This window comes from Phenylobacterium sp. GW821-FHT12F10 (genome assembly GCF_058806695.1).
Genome location: NZ_JBXAPY010000001.1, coordinates 650,859 through 669,810, shown reverse-complemented (window position 1 = coordinate 669,810; position 18,952 = coordinate 650,859). Strand labels below are relative to the sequence as shown.

Sequence of the window (18,952 nt, the reverse complement as noted above, 5' to 3'; positions counted from 1 at the left end):
GCGGAGACCCCTAGGCGGCCAGCTTGGCCTGCGCCGCGGCGGCGATGCGGGCCTTGGCCATCTCGTTGGCGACCTCGTGGGTGGGGCGGCGCTCGGACGCCGCGCGGGACAGCACCTCGTCGAGGGTCTCCATCAGGCGGTCGAGCTTGGCGGCGACCCAGGCGGGGTCGAAGCTGGTCCCGGCCTCCAGGGCGGCGATCTCGGCGGCCACATTGATGATGCCGCCGCCGTTGATGACGTAGTCGGGGGCATAGAGCATGCCGCGCTCGAACAGGGCGCGGCCGATCTCGGGGCTGGCCAGCTGATTGTTGGCGCCGCCGGCGATGATCCCGGCCCGCAGGCGCGGCAGGGTCTCGGCGTTGATGGCGCCGCCCAGGGCGCAGGGGGCGAAGACGTCGGCGTCGGCCTCGAAGATGTCGGCAGGGCTGACCACCTTCGCGCCCGTGCGCTCAGCCACCGCGCGCAGGGCCTCGGCGTTGGTGTCGGTGAGGATCAGCCTGGCGCCGGCGGCGTGCAGCTTGTCGGCCAGATAGGCGCCGACATGGCCGACCCCCTGGATCGCCACGGTGACGCCGTCCAGGTCACGGTTCAGCGCCCGGCGGACGCTCAGCCTGACGCCCCGGAAGATCCCCTCGGCGGTCACCGGCGAGGGATCGCCCGAGGCCGCGGGATGGCCCTCGAGGCCGGCGACATAGCGGGTCTGACGCCGGGCGTGGGTCAGGTCGGCCACCGAGACCCCGACGTCCTCGGCGGTCCAGTAGCGGCCCCCCAGGGAGTCCACCGCGCGGCCGAAGGCCTCGAACAGGGCCGGGGTCTTCTGGGTGCGGCTGTCGCCGATGATCACGGCCTTGCCGCCGCCCAAGGGGATGTCGGCCATGGCGTTCTTGTAGGACATCGCGCGTGAGAGCCGCAGGGCGTCCTCCAGGGCCAGGTCGGCGCTGGCGTAGGGCCACATGCGGCAGCCCCCCGCCGCCGGACCCAGGGCGGTGGAATGGACCGCGATGATGCACTTGAGGCCGGATTTCTCGTCAAAGAACGCGTTGACGCTCTCATGGCCCTCGAAGGCGGGGTGATCGAACAGGGTCATGCTGAGAACTGGCTCGAAGTGGGGAAGGATTTACCCGGCTCTACGCCCCTGTGATCCATCTCACAACCCCGCCGATGTGGTGGCGGGGCCGCCGCGGGGATGGCGCGGACGGGGGATGGGCGGGGCGCCCGACGGCAGGGGCTGGTCGGGATCGCGGACATAGCTGAGGATATCGGCCCAGACCTTGGGGCCCTGGCGGTCGCGGGTCATCAGGTGCCAGCCCTGGGCGTAATAGGCGGTGCGGTCCCCGGGCTTCAGGCGGCTGGCGGCCTCGAAGGCCGGGCGCTTGGGGATGATCTCGTCGTGGGCGCCGTAGAGATAGAGGGCCGGGACCTTGATCTGGCCGGTCTCCCGCCAGGCCCGCTCCATCATCGCCACCAGGCCGTAGAGGGTGTCGGAGCGCGCGCCCCAGACCATCAGCGGATCCCGGCCCATGGCGATGAGCTCCTCGCGATTGTCGGTGGGGGCCACACGCTTGGTGAGCCATTCCGGCGGCGTATAGACCTTCGACCCCGTCAGCCGGGCGGCGAACCACAGGGTGGTCTTGTAGGGCAGGGGCTGGGTCGACCAGCCCCAGACCGCCGGCGAGAGCAGCACCACCCGATCGGCGGTGGGCGGTCGGTCGGAGGCGAAGGCCTGGACGGTGACGGCGCCGCCCATGCTTTCGCCCGCCACCACGACGATGGCCTTGGGGTGCTTGGCGCGGACCACGGCGGCCATGGTGCGCAGGTCCTCCACCATCAGCTCGTCGCCGCCCCAGACCCCGCGGTGGGGGGAGCGGCCGAAGCCGCGCTGGTCGTAGGCGTAGGTGGTCACCCCCTGGCTGGCCCACCAGGGCGCGGCCAGGTGGAAGGCGTTGGAATAGTCGTTCATGCCGTGGACGCCGATGATCACCGCCCAGGGCTCCGGCGTGTTGGCCGCCCAGGTGGTGAGGCCCAGGCGGGTTCCGTCGAAGGAGACGAAGCTGTCGCCCTCCAGCCGGGGGCCCGAGAAGGCGGCCGGCGGCATGCCGGCCTGCTGCACCATCAGGGGGGTGCAGGCCGACAGCATCAGGGCGGCGAGGGCGACGAGGAGGCGCTTCACGACTCTAGAATGGCTTGGACCCTTTGGCGAAGATAGGGCGTAACCTCGGCCTCGAACCAGGGGTTCCGCTTCAGCCAGCCGGTGTTGCGCCAGGACGGGTGGGGCATGGGGAGATAGTGGGGCAGGTAGTCCCGCCAGGCCCGCACGGTCTGCGTCATGTTCTCCTTCGCGCGGCCGCCCAGGGCCCAGTCTTGCGCGTAGCCGCCCACCAGCAGGGTCAGCTCCATCTCCGGCAGGGCCGACATCAGTTGCGGCCGCCACAGCTGAGCGCAGCGCGGCGGCGGCGGATAGTCGACGCCCTTGGGGCTGGTCCCGGGAAAGCAGAAGGCCATGGCCGCGACCCCGATCTCCGGCCGGCCGTAGAAGGTCTCGGCGTCGATCCCCATCCAGCTCCGCAGCCGGTCGCCGGAGGGATCGGTGAAGGGCAGACCGCTCTCATGCACCCGGCGGCCGGGCGCCTGCCCGACGATCAGCAGGCGGGTCTGGGGCTTGACCATCACCACCGGCCGCGGCGCGTGCGGCAGCTCGCCGGCGCAGGCCCGGCAGGCGGCGATGTCGGCGAGGATGGCGTCGAGGGACATGGGGGCTATGTGGGTTGGACGCGCGCGGACGGCCACCCCCAAAACCGCTCATCCCTTCCTTCGCCGGGAGGGGCGGATCTGGAGCTATTCCGCCTCGTCCGGCGCTTCCACCACCGGCGCCTCGGCCGCCTTGGCCAGGGCCGCCGCGCGCTCGGCCTCGGTGGGCAGGCGCAGGCGGTAGACGCCCTTGAAGGTGTCGGGATCGGCGGGCTTGTTGTGGCGCAGGACGGTGATGCGGCCCTGGCGGGCCAGGCCGCGGGCGGTGGCGCGGACGTGGCCGGTCAGGCGCTGCCAGCGCTCGGGTTCGGCGGCGCGGGCCACCTCCTCGGAGGACACCGACTTGCCGGCGGGCAGCTTGCCGACGATCTCGAGGATCACGGCCTCCATGTCGATGCTCATGGTCAGCCGCCTCTTTTCAGGGTTTCGCGGGCGATGACCACCTGCTGGATCTGGCTGGTGCCTTCATAGATCCGGAAGATGCGCACGTCGCGATAGAAGCGCTCGATCCCGTGGTCGGCGACATAGCCGGCCCCGCCGAAGATCTGCACGGCCCGGTCGGCCACCCGGCCCACCATCTCCGAAGCGAAGTACTTGGCGGCGGCGGCCTCCATGGTGACGCTCTCGCCGGCGTCGCGCTTGCGGGCGGTCTCCATGACCATGGCCTTGGCCACCAGGGACTCGGTCTTGGAGTCGGCGATCATGCCCTGGATGAGCTGGAAGCCGGCGATGGGCTGGCCGAACTGCTTGCGCTCGTTGGCGTAGGCCACGCAGTCGGCCAGCAGCCGCTCGGCGACCCCGACGCAGACCGCCGAGATGTGCAGGCGGCCGCGGTCGAGCACCTGCATGGCGACCTTGAACCCCTCCCCTTCCCGGCCCAGGCGGTTCTCCACCGGCACCCGGACATTGTCGAAGATCACGTCGCAGATGTGCGCCCCCTGCTGGCCCATCTTCTTCTCGGGCTTGCCGATGGACAGGCCCGGCAGGTTGCGCTCCACCAGGAAGGCCGAGACCCCGCCGGCGCCCGGCTTGGTGGCGTCGGTCCGGGTCATGACCGTGAAGAGGTCGGCCTTGTTGGCGTTGGTGATGTAGCGCTTGGTGCCGTTCAGGACGTAGCAGTCGCCATCCAGCACGGCGCGGGTCTGGACCGCCGCGGAGTCCGAGCCGGCCTCGGGCTCGGTGAGCGCGAAGGAGGTGATGATGTCGCCCGAGGCGATGCCCGGCAGGTACTTGGCCTTCTGGGCCTCGGTGCCGAACATCACCAGGCCCTGGCTGCCGATGCCCACATTGGTGCCGAAGGTGGAGCGGAAGGCCGGGCTGGTGCGCCCCAGTTCCACGGCCACCAGGCACTCGTCCTCCATGGAGAGATCGAGACCCCCGTACTCGGCGGGGATGGAGAGGCCGAACAGGCCCAGCTCCTTCATCTCGGTCACCAGCTCCGGAGGCATGGCGTCCTCCTCCGAGACCTTGGCCTCCAGGGGCCGCAGGCGTTCGGAGACGAACCGGCGCACCGTGTCGATGAGCTGGTCGCGGGTTTCCAGGTCGAGGGCCATGATGTCTCTCTCGGGGCTTACTTGCAGGTGATCTTGTCGTCGGCGATTTCGGCGATCTGGGACAGGGTGACGGCGAGCACCGGATCCGACCAGATCTCGTAGTTGGAGCTGCCGCCGGGCACGGCGCAGACCTGGGCCTTGCGCTTGGCCAGCTGGCCGCCGCGGATGGCGGTGAGCTCGGCCTCGTAACCCACGGCGTGGCCCAAGCCGTTCCAGATCTTCAGGAAGGACTGCCGCTTCTCGGGCGAGGAATCGACGGCGAAGGCGACCTTGCCGGGCTCCAGGGGCTTGTAGGTGTCCGGCGTCCCCTCGGGCAGGGCCATGTCGAGGCGGCCGATCTCCACGGCGTCCAGGACCGGCTTGCCGTCGGCCAAGTGGACGGTGGCCCGCTGGCCGAACATCACCTGGACGCTCTCGCCGATCAGCTTGGAGTGGGGGTCGAAGCCGGCCGCCATCAGGGCGGCCACCAGGGGCGGTCGACCGGTGGGCCGCGCGGGCGCGGTCCCGGCGGGCGCTGCGGGGCCGCCGGCCAGGGGCGGAGACGCCGCCGGCGCGGTCTTGACCACCTCGTCCTGGGCGGCCGCCGGAGCGGCCAGGGCCAGGAAGGCGGCGGCGAGGATCAGCGGACGGATCATGCCTTGGCGAGCGCCAGGGCCGAGCCTTGGCCGACACCGACGCACATGGTGGCGAGCGCCCGCTCGCCGCCCGACCGGTGCAGGCTACGCGCGGCGGTGAGCGCCAGGCGGGCGCCCGAAGCGCCCAGCGGATGGCCGATGGCGATGGCGCCGCCGTGGGCGTTCACATGTTCGGCGTCGTCGGCCAGGCCCCAGGACCGGGTGCAGGCCAGGGCCTGTGCGGCGAAGGCCTCGTTGAGCTCGACGACATCGAAGTCCCGCGGGCTGATCCCCAGCCGGGCGCAGAGCTTCTCCACCGCCGGGATCGGACCGACCCCCATGATGCGCGGCGCGACGCCGGCCGAGGCGCCGCCCTCGATGCGGGCCAGGGGCTCGAGGCCCAGCTTCTGGACCATCTCGGCGGAGGCCAGCAGCAGGGCCGCGGCGCCGTCATTGACGCCCGACGCGTTGCCGGCGGTGACCGTGCCGCCCTCGCGGACGATGGGCTTGAGGCCCTGCAGGGCGGCGAGCGTGGTGTCGGGGCGCGGGTGCTCGTCCTCGGAGACGACGACGTCGCCCTTGCGGTCCTTGATGGTGAGCGGCGCGATCTCGCCGTCGAAGAAGCCCTTGGCGCGGGCGGCGCCGACGCGGGCCTGGCTGCGCTGGGCGAAGGCGTCCTGGTCCTCGCGGTTGATCTGGTAGTCTGTGGCGACGTTCTCGGCCGTCTCCGGCATGGCGTCGACGCCGTATTCCTTCTTCATCTGCGGGTTCACGAAGCGCCAGCCGATGGTGGTGTCGTACATCTCCGGGGTGCGGGAGAAGGCGGTGTCGGGCTTGGCCATGACGAAGGGGGCGCGGCTCATGCTCTCCACCCCGCCGGCGATGATCAGGTCGGCCTCCCCCACCGCGATGGTGCGGGCGCCGGCGATCACCGCGTCCAACCCGGAGGCGCAGAGGCGGTTGACGGTCAGGCCGGGCACAGTGGCGGGCAGGCCCGCCAGCAGCAGGGCCATGCGGGCGACATTGCGGTTGTCCTCGCCGGCCTGGTTGACGTTGCCGTAGATCACCTCGTCCACCTGGCCCCAGTCGAGCTTGGGATAGGCGGCCATCAGGGCCTTCAGAGGATGGGCGGCCAGGTCGTCGGCGCGGACCTTGCCGAGCGCCCCGGCGTAGCGGCCGATCGGGCTGCGCAGGCCCCCGCACAGATAGACAGTCCGGCCTTGCATCATCTCTCTCCGCCACTTAGGTCGCCTTGCGGCGGCGCGTCTTCGCGGCCGCAAACTAGTGTTTGGATCGGCGGCGGGCAAACGCTTCCGGCGTACGAGGGGGCGACGATGGACGGGACCGAGACCGAGACCAATCCCTGGGTGCACGCCGTGGTGCAGGAGGGCGAATGGGCCGGCTGGTCCATGTACGGCAATGATCCCTTCGAGGATCACGCCGGGCCCTTCTACTACCGGATGGGCGAGGACGGCCGGCCGGTCTGCGCCATGCGGCCCGAGCCCAAGCACATGAACGGCGGCGGCTTCATGCACGGCGGGGCCCTGATGACCTTCGCCGACTACTGCCTGTTCGTGATCGCCCGCGACGCCTTGAAGGACAGCCGCAGCGTGACGGCCACCTTCAACAGCGAGTTCGTCGGCGCCGTGCCCCCCGGCTGCCTGCTGGAATGCACCGGCGAGGTGGTGAAGGCCGGCCGCAGCATGGTCTTCGTGCGCGGGATCATGGCCGTCGAGGGCGAGCCGGTGCTGAGCTTCTCGGCCGTGCTGAAGAAGACCGCCCCGAGAGCCCCGTGACCTACACCCTCTCGGTCCTCGATCTCTCGCCGGTCAGCGGGACCAACACCCAGGCCCAGGCCGTGCGCGAGAGCCTGGAGGTGGCCAAGGCCGCCGAGCGGCTGGGCTATCATCGCTTCTGGGTGGCCGAGCACCACAATATCGGCGGGCTGGGCTCGCCGGCCCCGGAGATCCTGATCGCGGCGGCCAGCCAGATCACCTCGACCATCCGGCTGGGGTCGGGCGGGGTGATGCTGGTGAACTACAGCCCCCTCAAGGTGGCCGAGGTGTTCATGGAGCTGGAGGCCCTGGCGCCGGGCCGCATCGACCTGGGAGTCGGGCGCGCCCTGGGGACCGACCCGCGCACCGGGGCGGCCCTGCGCACCTCTGGCTCCGAGGCCTTTCCGCAATACTTCGCCCTGCTCAGCGCCTGGCTGCTGGACGCCGCCGACATCGAGCCGATCACCGACGCCCACCCGGCCCGGGAGATCCACGCCAACCCCAAGGGACCCTCGCACCCGGACGTCTTCCTGCTCTGCACCTCGGTGGAGAGCGCCACCTTCGCGGGGCAGGTCGGGGTGGGCATGGTGTTCGCCGAGTTCATCGCCCGCACCGACGGGGGGCCGGCGGTGGCGGCCTATCGCCAGGCCTTCGAACCCTCGGCCTTCCGGCAGACGCCCTGGGCAGGTGTGGCGACCATCGCGCTGGCCGCCGAGACCGCGGCCGAGGCCGAGCGCCTGGCCGCGCCGATGCGGGCCGGCAATCTGGCCACCCTGGATGGGGAGCGCCGCCGCTTCACCTCCATCCCCGAGGCCCAGGCCTTCCTGGCCGAACGGGCCGGCGATCCCAGGCTGGCCGGCGTTCTGGCCCGCGGCATCGTCGGGGACGCCGACACGGTGCGGAGGCGGCTGGACGACAAGGCGCGGACCACCGGCGCCGACGAGGTGTTCGTGATGGCGGTGGGCCCCGACCTGCAGAGCCGCATCCGGTCCCTGGAGCTGATCAAGCCCTAGTGGGCGTGGTCCATCTCGGCGGGCTTGGCCGGAGCCTCGGCCATGCGGACCTCGATGCGGGCCAGGCCGAAGACGCTCCGCCAGCCCTTCCGGTCGCCGCTGGAGGCCAGACGCCAGGGCGCTTCCTTCTCGGGCAGGGGCTTGCCGTCGACATGGTCGGCGAGGATCACCACGTCGTCGTGGAAGTCCTTGTCCAGCTCGGCCAGGGAATAGACCGCCTGGAAGCCGTCCTTGCCGGTCATCACCACATAGGCCCGCAGCGGATCGCCGTGCAGCTTGGGCCCCACCGGCAGGCCGCCGGCCCGCAGGACATAGGCCAGGATCGGGCCCTCATAGGTCTGGGCGCCGGTCTCGAGGGTGACCTTCACCTCGGCGCGGGGCAGGTCGGCAAGGTCGGCGGGGCCAAGGACCTTGGCCTTGCCGTCGGCTGCCACGAGGGTCAGGGCCTGGGCCCGGGCCGCCAGGGGCGCCAGGACCAGGGCCAGGGCGAGGACCAGCGCCCTCATTGGCCGAACAGTTCGCGGGGCATGGCGCCGACGATGGCGGCGGTCATGCAGGTGGCCAGGAAGCCGGCCACCAGGGCCTTCCAGACCATGCCGATGATCTCGTTGCGGCGCTCGGGCATCAGGATCCCCATGCCCGAGACGGTGATCCCCACCGAGCCGACATTGGCGAAGCCGCACAGGGCGTAGGTCATGATCATCCGGGTCCGCTCGGTCATCTCGGCGGCGGGGGTGGCGCCCAGCTGGATGAAGGCGATGAACTCCGTCAGCATCAGCTTCACGCCCAGCAGGTAGCCGGCCTTGAGCGCCTCGTCCCAGTGGATGCCCAGGGTCCAGGCCAGGGGGGCGAAGACCACGCCGAGGATGCGCTCGATGGTGAGCGGCGCGCCCATGACGTCCGGGAAGACCGAGAGCAGGCCGTTGCCGATGGCCACGAAGGCCACGAAGACGATGAGGATGGCCGAGATGTTCAGCACCACCGACAGGCCGTCCATGGTGCCCTTGGAGATGGCGTCGATCGCGCTGTCATACTTCAAGAGCGAATTGTAGTCCGCGTAGAAGCCGCCCTGGCCGGGCTTCTCGGGCACCATGATGCGGGCCAGCAGGACACCGGCCGGGGCCGAGATGATCGAGGCCACCAGGACGTGGGCCGCGGCGTTGGGCAGGACGCTCTTCAGGATGGTGGCGTAGGCCACCATGGTGGAGCCGGCGACGGTGGCCAGGCCCACCACGATCATCAGGAACAGCTCCGAGCGGGTCAGCTTGTCCAGGAAGGCGCGGATGACGATGGGGCTCTCGATCATCCCTAGGAAGATGTTGGCGGCCACGGCCAGGGCCGAGGCGCCGCCCAGGCCCATGGTCTTCTGGAAGACGAAGCCGAAGCCCCGCGTGATCCACTTGAGGATCTGCCAGTGCCAGAGCAGGGCCGACAGGGCCGAGATCACCAGGATCAGCGGCAGGACCTGGAAGGCGAAGACGAACAGGCCGCCGGGGTTGGTGACGGCGTAGGGCTGGGCCCCGCCGCCCATGTAGCCGAAGACGAACTGGGTGCCCTGGGCGGTGGCCGCGGCCAGGCCGTCGACGCCGTCGTTGAGGGCCTGGATCACCCTCTGGGCGCCGGGCAGTCCGAACAGCAGCAGCACCAGGGCGACCTGGACCAGGATGGCCCCCAGAGCCAGCTTCCAGGGGAAGCGCCTGCGATCCTCCGACATGGCCCAGCAGACCGCCAGGGTCAGGGCGACACCGACCAGGCTCTGGGCGTTTTCGGGACGGAACATGCGGCTTGGGCCCCCGGCGTGGGCGGACTCAACCCCACGGGGGCAATTGAGGGGAAGGCGGGCGCCGAGGCAAGACGTGTCGGTGGCCACGGATGGAAGACCGGGCTTGACCTAGTTAGATTGTACACAATATGATTGTACAACATTGAAACCGGAGACGACCCCATGACCGCCCTCTATTCCACCCAGGCCCGCGCCGTCGGCGGCCGCGCCGGCCATGTCGAGACCACCGATGGCCTGCTGAAGGTCGACTTGGCGCTGCCCAAGGAGATGGGCGGCAAGGGCGGGGCGACCAATCCCGAGCAGCTGTTCGCCGCCGGCTACGCCGCCTGCTTCGAGAACGCCGTGCGCTTCATCGCCGGCCAGTCGAAGCTCGGCCTGACCGGCGCCGCCGTCACCTCGACCGTGGAGCTGCACCCCCGCGCCGAGGGCGGGTTCCGCCTGGGGGTGGGCCTGGAGGTGGAGACCCAGGGCCTGGACCAGGCCGCCGCCGAGGCCCTGGTGGCCCAGGCCCATCAGGTCTGCCCCTATTCGAATGCGGTTCGCGGCAATGTCGATGTTGGGATAACCGTAAGGGCGCAATGAGTCCCAAGACGACAAACAAGACCACCGACCGACGAACGCCGACAGGTGACCGTCAGGGTGTCGCGCAACAGCTGCGCCTCGATAACCAGCTCTGCTTCGCCCTCTATGCGGCGAGCGGGCTGGTGACCCGGGCCTACCGGCCGCTGCTGGAGCCGCTCGGCCTGACCTATCCCCAGTACCTGGCCATGATGGCCTTGTGGGAAAAGGCCCCGCGCACGGTGAGCGACCTGGGCGAGGCGCTCGGCCTGGACTCCGGCACGCTGACCCCGCTGCTGAAACGCATGGAGGCCGCCGGCCTGGTGACCCGCAGGCGGGACGCCGCCGACGAGCGCCGGGTGCTGATCGCGCTCACCGACAAGGGCCGACATCTGCAGGACGAGGCCGCCGGCGTGCCCTTCGCGCTCGCCTGCGCGCTCGACCTGCCGCCTGAGGAGATCGTCGCCCTGCGGGCCAGCCTGCAGGACCTGGCGCGCAAGCTGCGCGGACCCGGCGACTAGGGCGCGCCGCGCGTCCTCCGGCCCGGATGAGGACGCACACCCCACCCTGGATCGTCATCCTCGGGCTTGTCCCGAGGATCCATAGACGCCGCGCCGCAGATGAATCCTGGCGGCGAGGTTCGCGCCCACTTCGTCGATTCGGAGATCATGGATCCTCGGGACAAGCCCGAGGATGACGATCTTGAGGAGGGAGGGCTGAGCGCCCCCTACGGCTGCTGAAACGGCGCGCCGCGCCTCAGAACGGCCCGACCTTCCGCGCGCCGGGCGGCGCCCAGTCGAGGGTGCTGATGATGCTGTGGCTGGCGCGCAGCTCGGCCTGGACCTCCTGGGCCGCGGCGAGGGTGAGGTCGGCGCGGCAGACATGGATCATCAACTGGGGGTCGGCCCTGAGACTGGCGGCCACCGTGCGCTTGAACGCCTCGACCTGGGTTTCGGCCGGTTCGGCGGCGTCGACCTGGAACACCGGTGTCAGCACCAGGGTCAGGCTGTTGTACTTCGACGTGGCGTAGCAGAGGCCGAAGCCGGGGCCGCCGGCGACCGCGGCCGCCCTGGCCGGGCCGGAGGCGGCGGACTTTGCGGGGTCGGGCTTGCCCGCCGCCGGCGCGGCGGCGATCTCGAGGGTGAGGTCGCGGGTGGCCCCGTCGCGCCAGACCCGAACCGGGGCGCGGAAGCCGGGGCGCAGGCGGGCGACGATCTGGGTCAGGTCGGCGGCGGTGGCCACCGTCTGGCCACTGATCTCGGTGACCACATCCATGCGCCGCAGGCCGCCGCGGGCGGCCACGCCCCCGGCCTCGACGGCCATGACCGCGGCGCCCTGGGCGGGATCGAGGCCCAGCAGTTGCGCGGTCTGGGGGGTGACGTCCTGGAAGCTGGCGCCGAGGCCGCCGGCCGCAGGGGCGCCCGACCGCGGGCCGGCGACGGGCGACGGCCCGGCCGACACCGCCGCCGCCGGGACCGGCGACCAGGTGAGGAAGACATTGTTGGTGGTCAGCTTGACCCCGCCGCCCCCCGAGATCCGGTCGGCGGTGAGGCGCGCCTTGGTCGCCTCGGCCTCCTGGGGCGAACCGTGGGGCAGGCAGGACGAGGCGGTGGTGTCGTCGGCGACGCTGGAGACCGTGGAATAGCCGGACTTGCCCACGAAGCTCACGAAGTCCGCTTCATAGGCCGCGGCCCTGTCGCGCCCCACCGGGTCGGCGGTCTCGAAGGTGGTCAGGTAGAGGTTGTTGACCACCACATGGCGCAGGGTGGGGCCGACGATGGTCATGCGCATGCCGATGTCGCGCGACAGGGGCACCTCGACGCCGCAGACCCACCAGAGCCGGGGCGCCTGGGCCTGGGCCGCGCCCGCCGAGGCGGCGAGCCAGAGGCCGGCGGCGAGCGCCGTCGCGCCCCTGGTCATGAGTTGGCCCATCTCGATCGCTCCCCGAACCCTGGGGGCCGCGCACGGGCCGGGCGAGGTCGCCCAGGGCCGTGGGGTTCCCCGTACGCGTCGGGCGCCTGAGCCAGACCTGACCGCGGTGATAACCGGGTTCGCCGGCAAGGCCAGGGGGATTCTCCCGGCGGGGGACGCGGCGGCGAAAAGGCGCTTGCGCGGCCCCCGTCCCGGCTGACAAGCTTCGCGAATGGGCCGGCCCGCGCGCCGCCCGCCGTCTCCAGATTCCGGATCACAGCCATGACGCCTTCCCAGGGGCCGCGCGAGGACGCGCGCCACGACCGCGGCTTCGTCGATATCGGCGGCGTCCCCCAGTGGCTGACCCTGAGCGGCCGGGGCCCGCCCCTGCTGGTGCTGTCGGGGCCCGGCGTCGCCTTCAGCCGCATGCCCCGGCTGTTCGCCCCCTGGGAGGCGGCCTTCACCGTGGTCCAGTGGGACCAGCCGGGGGCCGGCGCCACGGGGCCGATGGCGCTGAGCCTGGCGCGGCTGGTCCGTGACGGCCTGGCGGTGGTGGAGGCGGTGCGGGCGCGGCTGGGGGTGGCCAGGCTGGCGGTGCTGGGGGTGTCGGGGGGCTCGGTGGTGGGGCTGTCGATGGCGGCCGCGCGCCCCGACCTGATCAGCGTCTATGCCGGGACCGGGCAGTTCACGGACTGGGCGGCGCAGGACGCCCTGAGTTACGCGATGGTGCTGGGCGCCGCGCGGGACCGGGGGGACGCCGCGGCCGTGGCGGAGCTCGAGGGGATCGGACCGCCGCCCTACGGCGACGCCGCCACCGACGCGATCAAGTCGAAATACGCCGGGGCGCAGACTCCGGCCGAGCAGGCGGTGTTCGCCGACCCGAGCGTGATGGCGCCGCCGGAACGCGCGCCGGCCGTCGACACGCGCGCCCTGGCGATGGCGGCCTATGCGGCGGTGCGCGACGACCTGATGGCCTTCAAGGCCCGCGAGCTTGGGCCGATCGCGACGCCGGTGGTGTTCCTGCAGGGGACGGCCGACGCCTACTCCGTGAGCTCGGAGGTCGAGGCCTATGCCCGGGAGATCGGGGCGACCTACGCGCCGGTCGAGGGCGGCGGGCACTCGGCGATGTTCATGGTCGGCGAGATGCTGGCGCTGCTGGTGGCGCATGTGCGGCCGTTGGCGTGATGTGATCCGACGACCGGACAGGGGCGCCCTTCACGGCCTCGAAGTGCGCCTGGCAAGGCCAATGGCGGACGGACCGAGCGACCGCCCAGGGTGGTTAGGAGACGCCCGGGTCCTGCGGAGACGCTGGTGGCCGCCTACGATCCGGCCGGGTGAACGCTTTCCATGCCGGCTCGTCAGTGCCCGGCCCAGACAAGGGGCGGCTCATTTGGTACAGGGTGACCGCTCGGCCGATTCCAATCGCGAGATAGTGGAATGCTGTGGGGATCGCCCAAATCCAGAATAGAAATTCGAGATTGAACCGAACCTCGGCCTGATGAGCAGGATAGGCCAAGACGACCGCCTGGACGACTGTCGCGCTCACGTAGACTGTGGCCACGAAGACGGCCCATCGCACAAATATCGGAAGGCGTTTGAGGTTCATTGCGCCTTCGCTGTTGCGGAGCTTGGCCATGGTCAATCTCCGCGATGATGCGCGAGGCATGGGAGCCGCACAATACATAGCCTCGATGTCCGCAACGGGTGGAAAGCGAACGTTAAGTCGTTCGACGCTGTGGCGATGCGCGGTTCACATGAGCGAGGCAAGGCAGCCGGTGACCACGGGACTACGAGCATGAACGCCACTTGGCCGACGACCGTTAGGTCAAGGAAACCGGCCGGGATAGGCGGCGTCCAGACCGCCCGGTGGCCCCAACAGAATGCAGGCGGCGCCTGCAATTCCTAGCCCCAGGGCGACCAGCAACGCTCGCCACCATCTTCGCCTATGGACAAGGCCGCGCGCCGAAAGGTGCTCGTCCATCAGGAACCAGAGGCCGTTGAACAGCCACTGGGCAAGGGGCACGCGTCGTTCGGAGTGCATGCAGATGTAAGACACGAACGCGACGGCCGTCGCTGCAAATGCGCCAAGGAAGCAGACGGCCCGGACGGCCGACGCGAGCAACTGCAACGCTTCCACGTGGGTCTCCTTCGACGCCAAACCCGATACGCCCTCGCCGCAGATCGACACCAGATTCACCGCGGGCGTGAACTCCACTTCGCCCCGGAACGGTGCGGGACGCGGATCTTGTCGTGACCAGCATGCTTGGAAGCATCATGCACGACCTGGAGCGGACTATCAGTCCGCAACATGTCGGATGCAGAAGTCGGACGCGAGCCCGACAGCGGACCTTCGACCTAACCGCCGAGAGGGGACCCTCCGAACTTCAGAGAAGGGTGGAATGCGGACGCTAAGCATCGCCGCGTTCGGCCGCGCCGAGGGCCAGTTGAAGGTCCACGCTGAAGGAAGTCCAATCGAACCCCTTGGCGAGCCTGAAGGGACGTTCATTCAAACGACGCGCAAATTGCTGGGCGAGGAGCCTGCGCAGTTCAGCCGCCGTCTGGCCTGCCAGAAGATCGGGTGAAAGCTCGAGGGCCATACTGAGCTGCTTGAACCGACGCCCCTTCGCGTCTGTAACGGTCCCCAGCCGATTGTGTGGCTTTGCGAACCGAGAATTGTCCTCGTCATCGACTGAGACCAGGACGCCCAGAAAGGCATCGACACCGGCTCCATAGTCTCTCTTCTCAAGGAGCGGCGCCACTTGATTTCCGATTGCCGTCAGGGCGACCAGGACCGCGTCGGCAACGTCTTCCCACACCACGCTAGTGAAGCGAACAAGCATCAATGCTCCTTCTGGCGAGCCTTGCGCCGGTTCCCCAGATTGGCGGATAGCGGACCCCGTCGATGTCTGGGAAGGGTGGATTGCGGACGTCTGGGATGGCAACCTCTACGGTGCCAAGAGACGAGGGTTGAGAGACACCATGCGCCACGTGCCTTCCGACGCGGAAGTGCGAGCAGCCGCCGAAATTCTCTTCGGGTATGGGCAGCGTCACGGTTGGTTCGGGAGGGGCCTGCCGGAGAACTACACTGATATGGATCCCATTGGCGTTGAGGAGTTCGAGGGCATCGTCGACCATATTCTCGTGGCGGCCCATGAAGCCCGGATGCAGCAGGCCAAGACCACTCAAGGGTAAGGCAGCGCGAACATCCGCTATGGGTCGGATGCGGAACGAAGCGCGGTCGCCGCAACCACACTTTCCCCGAGATCGTCCCAAACCGCCCCCTGCCGATGTCTGAGAAGGGTGGGAAGCAGACATGTGCGAATTATCGCGTCGGAGCCCGGCGCGTAGCTGTGTGCGCACGCGGCCTGTTCGGCTTCCAAGACGTCAACGTCGACGGTCGTGCTTTGACAGCGAGAGCAAGCGACATCGCAACAAAGCCCAGCACGCCCAAGATAGCGACGAGCCATCCGAAGTCAGGGTCGGACCACCAACCGCGATCAGGCTTGTGATCAGCGGGATCACGCTCAACGCTGGTTAAGTTGGTAAGCTTCGCGGCATCTCTCTCGTCATCGCCCCCGACCTCGAAAGTACCTGTTACGAACGCTAGACGGCCTTTGGTCGCATCAATCGTGGAGCGTGGGAGGCTGGAGGTATCTCTCAAGTAGATGGCTTGCGTCGGCTCATAGTTTCGGAACGCCGTCTCATCGCGCCAGAGCCGATTGTTCTCAAACTCTAAAGTGACAAACCCGTGCACCCGAACCTGCTTGCCGTCATGTGCCGCAGGGTCGCTCAAGACTTGTGCGACGGTGACCGCGGGCTGCGCGGCACGCGTTGTAGTCGCCATGGAAAGCGCGCAAATCGCCAATCCAACAGCGGTTACTCTGCGACCAAGGTGTAGGCGGCGCTTCATTCCTCAAGACTATGGTGGAGGCGTCATCATCGGACAAGCAGACGAACCGAACGTCTCCAATGGGTCGGCTGCGGTCCTTGCCGTCGGTCCGGTGAGCGGAATCTCTCGGCGCAGGGCCGGCTTGCGGGCCCGGAGCCAGCTTCCGGATTTGGCCCTCAGCCAACTGCCCCCGCTGCAAGCTTCGGGGCGGCGAGGCGCCTGGGCGAGCGTCACCTTCCCAGTGGGACCTGCGCCACTCTGAGCTGACAGGGCCCTTGCAGATCGACCCGCGGCGCGTCATCGAAGGGCCGCCACCAGCAGGGAAGCAAGCCATGCCGAAGTTCGCCGCGGGCGTCGTCAAATTCCAGCAGGACGTTTTCCCGGGCAACGCCGGGCTGTTCGAGAAGCTGGTCGAGGGCCAGGCGCCGGAGGCGCTGTTCATCACCTGCTCGGACTCGCGGATCGAGACGGGCATGCTGACCCAGAGCCAGCCGGGCGACCTGTTCATCGTGCGCAACGCCGGCAATATCGTGCCGCCCCACACCCGCGAGACCGGCAGCACGACCGCCGCCATCGAATATGCCTGCATCGCGCTGAACGTCCCGCACATCGTCATCTGCGGCCACACCCAATGCGGCGCCATGCACGGGGCGATGCACCTGGAGGGGCTGGGCGCCCTGCCCCACGTGAAGGAATGGCTGTCCTATGCGCGGGCCGCCGTGGAGATCACCAACGAGCTGGGCAAGGATTTGGACGAGCGCGGCCGCGCCCGGATGCTGCTGGAGCAGAACGTCATCCTGCAGCTGACGCACCTGCGGACCCATCCCGCCGTCGCCGTGCGGCTGGCGCGCGGCGACCTGCGGCTGCATGGCTGGGTCTATGACATCGCCGACGGCGAGGTGAACGCCTGGGACGAGGCGGCGAACCGCTTCGAGCCCGTCAGCCAGCGCTACGCGGCCGAGGTGGCCAAGCATCTGGCGCTGCACACCCACACCTAGGGCGCTCCGGACGCGGGAAGACCTCCGCCGCGCGGAGGCCCCCTCACCCTGCCCTCTCCCCCCAAGGGGGAGAGGCGAAGACCGCGACTAGGCGCCCGCGGCGGCGGCGGCCTTGGCCTTTTCCTTGGCGGCCATCTTGGCGATCAGTTCGCGGCGTTCGACGAGGCCGCGGTGGAGCTCCACCAGGGTCCTGGCGGCGTGCTCGTTCCGCTGGATGGCGGCCCAGTAGGCGGCGACCTTGGGGGCGGCGGGGATGGGGTTTTCCACCTCCACCGTGCCGATGACGTTCTCCACCAGGAACAGGGCCGGGACCAGGGTGCAGTCGGCGAGGGTCAGGCGGCCGGAGACCGCGAAGCCGTCGGTCCCGATATAGTGTTCCAGCGCCTTGACGCCGCGGATCACCTGGCCGCTCAGCAGCTTGACGATGTCGGCGCTGCGGGTGGAGGCGCGGCCCTGGCCCGAGAGCATGAACATGTTGTTCATCAGGTAGATGTCGGCGATGCGCGACACCGCGCGGATGGCGGCGGTCTCACGGGGCGTGGCGCCCAGCATGGGGTTCTGCGGATAGATCTCCTCCAGGTACTCGGAGATGACCTCGGATTCCGGGATCAGGTCGCCGTTCCCCAGGTCGAGCACCGGGATGCGGGCCAGGGGCGAGGTCTTGTGGAACTCCCCGGTCATGAAGCCGGGCGGCAGGGTGATCTCGATGTCGGAGATGCCCTTGGCGTAGATCTGCATCCGCACCTTGGCGGAATAGGGCGAGAGGTCGCCGGAATAGAGCTTCATGAAAATTGGGTCCTGACCAATGATCGCCCACGAACGGGCGTTTGAATGGACCCAGGGGTAACGGCGTTTCGCCGGGGGTTCAATGCGCGCGATGAGCGGCGATCGTCGAAGAGCGGACCATCGGAAGGTCGCGGAGGGGTGGCGGGCGGACCTTGCTGAGGCCCAGCTTCGCCCGAGGCTTGAGCGCGACGGACATATGGGGTTCGCTAGGCTCGATCCTCAGTCACACCAGAAAGGGCCGGCGCATGATCACCGTTTGGGGGGGACAGACCTCACGATCGATCCGGGTCGTATGGGTGCTGGAGGAGATGGGCCTTCCCTACCGCGTGCGGCAGGTGGACATGCTGGCCGCCGAGCAGGACCCGGAGTTCCTGGCGGTCAACCCCGCCGACTACATCCCGGCGATCCAGGACGGCGACGTCGCCATGGTCGAGTCGATCGCGATCATGGAGTACCTGATGGCCCGCTACGGGCCGACGCCGCTGGCGCCCGCGCCGCAGGATCCGACCTTCCCCGCCTACCAGCAATTTCTGCACCTGGGCGAAGCCGGCCTCGCGACCCTGATGATGCCCGTCGTCGTCAGCCGCTTCATGGCGCCGCAGGGCGAGCGGGAGAACTGGGGCGCGACCTGGTGTCTGCAGGCGTTCCAGAAGCGGCTGAAGCTGGTCAGCCAACGGCTTGCCGTCTCGCCCTATCTTGCCGGCGAGACGTTCACAGCCGCCGACATCTCGGTGACCTACGCCCTGAACCTGGGCCAACGGAACTGCGGGATCGCCCTCGGCGACGCCGAGCAGGCCTACCTCGCCCGCACCACCGGCCGCGACGCCTACAAGCGCGCCATGGCGCGTTCGCACGAAGGGGTGAGCACCTGATCCCCGCCTCCCCCGCGAATCGAGGGACGAGCGGTCCACGCCCTGGGAAGGGAAGCCGGCTTGAAGGCGCGAACCTCAGACCTTGGCGGGCTGGCGGTTGAGGATCTTGTCCATCGCCTTGCCCTTGGCGAGTTCGTCGATGAGCTTGTCGAGGTAGCGGATCTCCCGCATCACCGGCTCGGCGATCTCCTCGACGCGGACGCCGCAGACCACGCCGCGGATGTCGGCGCGGGCCGGATTGAGGGCCGGGGCCTGGGCGAAGAAGGTCTCGTAGTCGGTGTCGTTGGCCAGCTGGGCCGCGAGCCCCTCATGGTCGTAGCCGGTCAGCCAGCCGATGATCTGGTCGACCTCGGCCCGGGTGCGGCCCTTGCGCTCGGCCTTGGCGACCAGGGCTGCATAGACCTTGGCGACGCTCATTCGGTAGACGCGGTGCGGGGTCATCCCGTCTCCTC

The 18,952-nt window shown here is 69.5% G+C and carries 23 protein-coding genes; 8 read left to right on the top strand and 15 right to left on the bottom strand.

All coding sequences use genetic code 11. The annotated features are described in order from the left end of the window. Window positions 1–10 precede the first annotated feature (10 nt). The 7 genes from AC1RN5_RS03340 to pcaF form a co-directional block, all read right to left on the bottom strand. The gene (locus AC1RN5_RS03340) at window positions 11–1,087 is read right to left on the bottom strand and encodes a Glu/Leu/Phe/Val dehydrogenase dimerization domain-containing protein (protein ID WP_493039844.1); all 1,077 of its coding nucleotides are present in this window, start codon (window positions 1,085–1,087) and stop codon (window positions 11–13) included. Window positions 1,088–1,147: 60 nt separating this feature from the next. Then, entirely contained in the window at window positions 1,148–2,170 is a 1,023-nt protein-coding gene (locus AC1RN5_RS03335) for an alpha/beta hydrolase (protein ID WP_493039843.1), read from the bottom strand. Further along, on the bottom strand, window positions 2,167–2,751 hold the full coding sequence (locus AC1RN5_RS03330) for a uracil-DNA glycosylase family protein (RefSeq protein WP_493039842.1): 585 nt from the start codon (window positions 2,749–2,751) through the stop codon (window positions 2,167–2,169). The genes AC1RN5_RS03335 and AC1RN5_RS03330 overlap by 4 nt, the downstream gene beginning before the upstream one ends. Before the next feature lie 84 nt (window positions 2,752–2,835). Next, window positions 2,836–3,150, bottom strand: a complete 315-nt coding sequence (locus AC1RN5_RS03325) for a DUF3253 domain-containing protein (RefSeq protein ID WP_493039841.1) — start codon at window positions 3,148–3,150, stop codon at window positions 2,836–2,838. Between the two features lie 2 nt (window positions 3,151–3,152). Continuing rightward, window positions 3,153–4,301 carry an acyl-CoA dehydrogenase family protein gene (locus AC1RN5_RS03320; RefSeq protein ID WP_493039840.1) on the bottom strand — a complete coding sequence of 383 codons (1,149 nt, stop codon included), beginning with the start codon at window positions 4,299–4,301 and terminating at the stop codon, window positions 3,153–3,155. Window positions 4,302–4,318: 17 nt separating this feature from the next. Continuing rightward, on the bottom strand, window positions 4,319–4,936 hold the full coding sequence (locus AC1RN5_RS03315; protein WP_493039839.1) for a hypothetical protein: 618 nt from the start codon (window positions 4,934–4,936) through the stop codon (window positions 4,319–4,321). Next, window positions 4,933–6,141, bottom strand: coding sequence for a 3-oxoadipyl-CoA thiolase (pcaF, locus tag AC1RN5_RS03310; RefSeq protein WP_493039838.1), 1,209 nt, complete (start codon window positions 6,139–6,141; stop codon window positions 4,933–4,935). Before pcaF ends, AC1RN5_RS03315 begins: the two co-directional genes overlap by 4 nt. Before the next feature lie 108 nt (window positions 6,142–6,249). Between pcaF and AC1RN5_RS03305 the strand changes: the two genes are divergently transcribed. Together AC1RN5_RS03305 and AC1RN5_RS03300 are read left to right on the top strand one after the other, a co-directional pair. Beyond that, complete coding sequence (locus tag AC1RN5_RS03305; protein WP_493039837.1) at window positions 6,250–6,711, top strand: PaaI family thioesterase; 462 nt, start codon at window positions 6,250–6,252, stop codon at window positions 6,709–6,711. Continuing rightward, entirely contained in the window at window positions 6,708–7,703 is a 996-nt protein-coding gene (locus AC1RN5_RS03300) for an MsnO8 family LLM class oxidoreductase (RefSeq protein ID WP_493039836.1), read from the top strand. The genes AC1RN5_RS03305 and AC1RN5_RS03300 overlap by 4 nt, the downstream gene beginning before the upstream one ends. On the opposite strand, the gene AC1RN5_RS03295 is transcribed toward AC1RN5_RS03300, so the two are convergent. Together AC1RN5_RS03295 and AC1RN5_RS03290 are read right to left on the bottom strand one after the other, a co-directional pair. After that, window positions 7,700–8,209, bottom strand: coding sequence for a molybdopterin-dependent oxidoreductase (locus AC1RN5_RS03295; RefSeq protein ID WP_493039835.1), 510 nt, complete (start codon window positions 8,207–8,209; stop codon window positions 7,700–7,702). The genes AC1RN5_RS03300 and AC1RN5_RS03295 overlap by 4 nt on opposite strands. Continuing rightward, window positions 8,206–9,483, bottom strand: a complete 1,278-nt coding sequence (locus AC1RN5_RS03290; protein WP_493039834.1) for a NupC/NupG family nucleoside CNT transporter — start codon at window positions 9,481–9,483, stop codon at window positions 8,206–8,208. Before AC1RN5_RS03290 ends, AC1RN5_RS03295 begins: the two co-directional genes overlap by 4 nt. A gap of 165 nt (window positions 9,484–9,648) precedes the next feature. Between AC1RN5_RS03290 and AC1RN5_RS03285 the strand changes: the two genes are divergently transcribed. Both AC1RN5_RS03285 and AC1RN5_RS03280 read left to right on the top strand, forming a co-directional pair. Then, a complete protein-coding gene (locus AC1RN5_RS03285) occupies window positions 9,649–10,068 on the top strand; it encodes an organic hydroperoxide resistance protein (RefSeq protein WP_493039833.1) in 420 nt (139 codons plus the stop codon). Then, on the top strand, window positions 10,065–10,565 hold the full coding sequence (locus tag AC1RN5_RS03280) for a MarR family winged helix-turn-helix transcriptional regulator (RefSeq protein ID WP_493039832.1): 501 nt from the start codon (window positions 10,065–10,067) through the stop codon (window positions 10,563–10,565). The genes AC1RN5_RS03285 and AC1RN5_RS03280 overlap by 4 nt, the downstream gene beginning before the upstream one ends. A gap of 235 nt (window positions 10,566–10,800) precedes the next feature. Here AC1RN5_RS03280 and AC1RN5_RS03275 read toward each other — a convergent pair whose 3' ends face one another. Further along, on the bottom strand, window positions 10,801–11,976 hold the full coding sequence (locus AC1RN5_RS03275) for a S1C family serine protease (protein ID WP_493039831.1): 1,176 nt from the start codon (window positions 11,974–11,976) through the stop codon (window positions 10,801–10,803). A 261-nt stretch (window positions 11,977–12,237) separates the two neighbouring features. Here AC1RN5_RS03275 and AC1RN5_RS03270 point away from each other — a divergent pair, with 261 nt between their 5' ends. Continuing rightward, window positions 12,238–13,140, top strand: coding sequence for an alpha/beta fold hydrolase (locus tag AC1RN5_RS03270; RefSeq protein ID WP_493039830.1), 903 nt, complete (start codon window positions 12,238–12,240; stop codon window positions 13,138–13,140). Window positions 13,141–13,234: 94 nt separating this feature from the next. Here the strand turns inward: AC1RN5_RS03270 and AC1RN5_RS03265 are convergent, their stop codons facing one another. The 3 genes from AC1RN5_RS03265 to AC1RN5_RS03255 all read right to left on the bottom strand — a co-directional run bounded on the left by AC1RN5_RS03265 (window position 13,235) and on the right by AC1RN5_RS03255 (window position 14,795). Then, a complete protein-coding gene (locus AC1RN5_RS03265; protein WP_493039829.1) occupies window positions 13,235–13,591 on the bottom strand; it encodes a hypothetical protein in 357 nt (118 codons plus the stop codon). A gap of 189 nt (window positions 13,592–13,780) precedes the next feature. Beyond that, a complete protein-coding gene (locus tag AC1RN5_RS03260) occupies window positions 13,781–14,170 on the bottom strand; it encodes a hypothetical protein (RefSeq protein WP_493039828.1) in 390 nt (129 codons plus the stop codon). Between the two features lie 193 nt (window positions 14,171–14,363). Further along, window positions 14,364–14,795 carry a hypothetical protein gene (locus tag AC1RN5_RS03255; protein ID WP_493039827.1) on the bottom strand — a complete coding sequence of 144 codons (432 nt, stop codon included), beginning with the start codon at window positions 14,793–14,795 and terminating at the stop codon, window positions 14,364–14,366. A 139-nt stretch (window positions 14,796–14,934) separates the two neighbouring features. Here AC1RN5_RS03255 and AC1RN5_RS03250 point away from each other — a divergent pair, with 139 nt between their 5' ends. Together AC1RN5_RS03250 and AC1RN5_RS03245 are read left to right on the top strand one after the other, a co-directional pair. Continuing rightward, entirely contained in the window at window positions 14,935–15,147 is a 213-nt protein-coding gene (locus AC1RN5_RS03250) for a hypothetical protein (protein WP_493039826.1), read from the top strand. Window positions 15,148–16,176: 1,029 nt separating this feature from the next. Next, window positions 16,177–16,842 carry a carbonic anhydrase gene (locus AC1RN5_RS03245; protein WP_493039825.1) on the top strand — a complete coding sequence of 222 codons (666 nt, stop codon included), beginning with the start codon at window positions 16,177–16,179 and terminating at the stop codon, window positions 16,840–16,842. An 87-nt stretch (window positions 16,843–16,929) separates the two neighbouring features. On the opposite strand, the gene AC1RN5_RS03240 is transcribed toward AC1RN5_RS03245, so the two are convergent. Then, window positions 16,930–17,628 (bottom strand): glutathione S-transferase family protein, encoded by a 699-nt coding sequence (locus AC1RN5_RS03240; protein ID WP_493039824.1) that lies wholly within the window; start codon window positions 17,626–17,628, stop codon window positions 16,930–16,932. A 245-nt stretch (window positions 17,629–17,873) separates the two neighbouring features. On the opposite strand from AC1RN5_RS03240, the gene AC1RN5_RS03235 reads away from it, so the two are divergent. Beyond that, complete coding sequence (locus AC1RN5_RS03235) at window positions 17,874–18,500, top strand: glutathione S-transferase family protein (RefSeq protein WP_493039823.1); 627 nt, start codon at window positions 17,874–17,876, stop codon at window positions 18,498–18,500. A gap of 75 nt (window positions 18,501–18,575) precedes the next feature. Here AC1RN5_RS03235 and AC1RN5_RS03230 read toward each other — a convergent pair whose 3' ends face one another. Next, window positions 18,576–18,941 carry a DUF2200 domain-containing protein gene (locus AC1RN5_RS03230; protein WP_493039822.1) on the bottom strand — a complete coding sequence of 122 codons (366 nt, stop codon included), beginning with the start codon at window positions 18,939–18,941 and terminating at the stop codon, window positions 18,576–18,578. Between the last annotated feature and the right edge of the window lie 11 nt (window positions 18,942–18,952).

Coding starts and splice junctions, on each gene's coding strand:
- AC1RN5_RS03340 (WP_493039844.1), bottom strand. CDS start 1,087: ATGACCCTGTTCGATCACCCCGCCTTCGAGGGCCATGAGAGCGTCAAC.
- AC1RN5_RS03330 (WP_493039842.1), bottom strand. CDS start 2,751: ATGTCCCTCGACGCCATCCTCGCCGACATCGCCGCCTGCCGGGCCTGC.
- AC1RN5_RS03325 (WP_493039841.1), bottom strand. CDS start 3,150: ATGAGCATCGACATGGAGGCCGTGATCCTCGAGATCGTCGGCAAGCTG.
- AC1RN5_RS03320 (WP_493039840.1), bottom strand. CDS start 4,301: ATGGCCCTCGACCTGGAAACCCGCGACCAGCTCATCGACACGGTGCGC.
- AC1RN5_RS03315 (WP_493039839.1), bottom strand. CDS start 4,936: ATGATCCGTCCGCTGATCCTCGCCGCCGCCTTCCTGGCCCTGGCCGCT.
- pcaF (WP_493039838.1), bottom strand. CDS start 6,141: ATGCAAGGCCGGACTGTCTATCTGTGCGGGGGCCTGCGCAGCCCGATC.
- AC1RN5_RS03305 (WP_493039837.1), top strand. CDS start 6,250: ATGGACGGGACCGAGACCGAGACCAATCCCTGGGTGCACGCCGTGGTG.
- AC1RN5_RS03295 (WP_493039835.1), bottom strand. CDS start 8,209: ATGAGGGCGCTGGTCCTCGCCCTGGCCCTGGTCCTGGCGCCCCTGGCG.
- AC1RN5_RS03290 (WP_493039834.1), bottom strand. CDS start 9,483: ATGTTCCGTCCCGAAAACGCCCAGAGCCTGGTCGGTGTCGCCCTGACC.
- AC1RN5_RS03285 (WP_493039833.1), top strand. CDS start 9,649: ATGACCGCCCTCTATTCCACCCAGGCCCGCGCCGTCGGCGGCCGCGCC.
- AC1RN5_RS03280 (WP_493039832.1), top strand. CDS start 10,065: ATGAGTCCCAAGACGACAAACAAGACCACCGACCGACGAACGCCGACA.
- AC1RN5_RS03275 (WP_493039831.1), bottom strand. CDS start 11,976: ATGGGCCAACTCATGACCAGGGGCGCGACGGCGCTCGCCGCCGGCCTC.
- AC1RN5_RS03270 (WP_493039830.1), top strand. CDS start 12,238: ATGACGCCTTCCCAGGGGCCGCGCGAGGACGCGCGCCACGACCGCGGC.
- AC1RN5_RS03265 (WP_493039829.1), bottom strand. CDS start 13,591: ATGGCCAAGCTCCGCAACAGCGAAGGCGCAATGAACCTCAAACGCCTT.
- AC1RN5_RS03255 (WP_493039827.1), bottom strand. CDS start 14,795: ATGCTTGTTCGCTTCACTAGCGTGGTGTGGGAAGACGTTGCCGACGCG.
- AC1RN5_RS03250 (WP_493039826.1), top strand. CDS start 14,935: ATGCGCCACGTGCCTTCCGACGCGGAAGTGCGAGCAGCCGCCGAAATT.
- AC1RN5_RS03245 (WP_493039825.1), top strand. CDS start 16,177: ATGCCGAAGTTCGCCGCGGGCGTCGTCAAATTCCAGCAGGACGTTTTC.
- AC1RN5_RS03240 (WP_493039824.1), bottom strand. CDS start 17,628: ATGAAGCTCTATTCCGGCGACCTCTCGCCCTATTCCGCCAAGGTGCGG.
- AC1RN5_RS03235 (WP_493039823.1), top strand. CDS start 17,874: ATGATCACCGTTTGGGGGGGACAGACCTCACGATCGATCCGGGTCGTA.
- AC1RN5_RS03230 (WP_493039822.1), bottom strand. CDS start 18,941: ATGACCCCGCACCGCGTCTACCGAATGAGCGTCGCCAAGGTCTATGCA.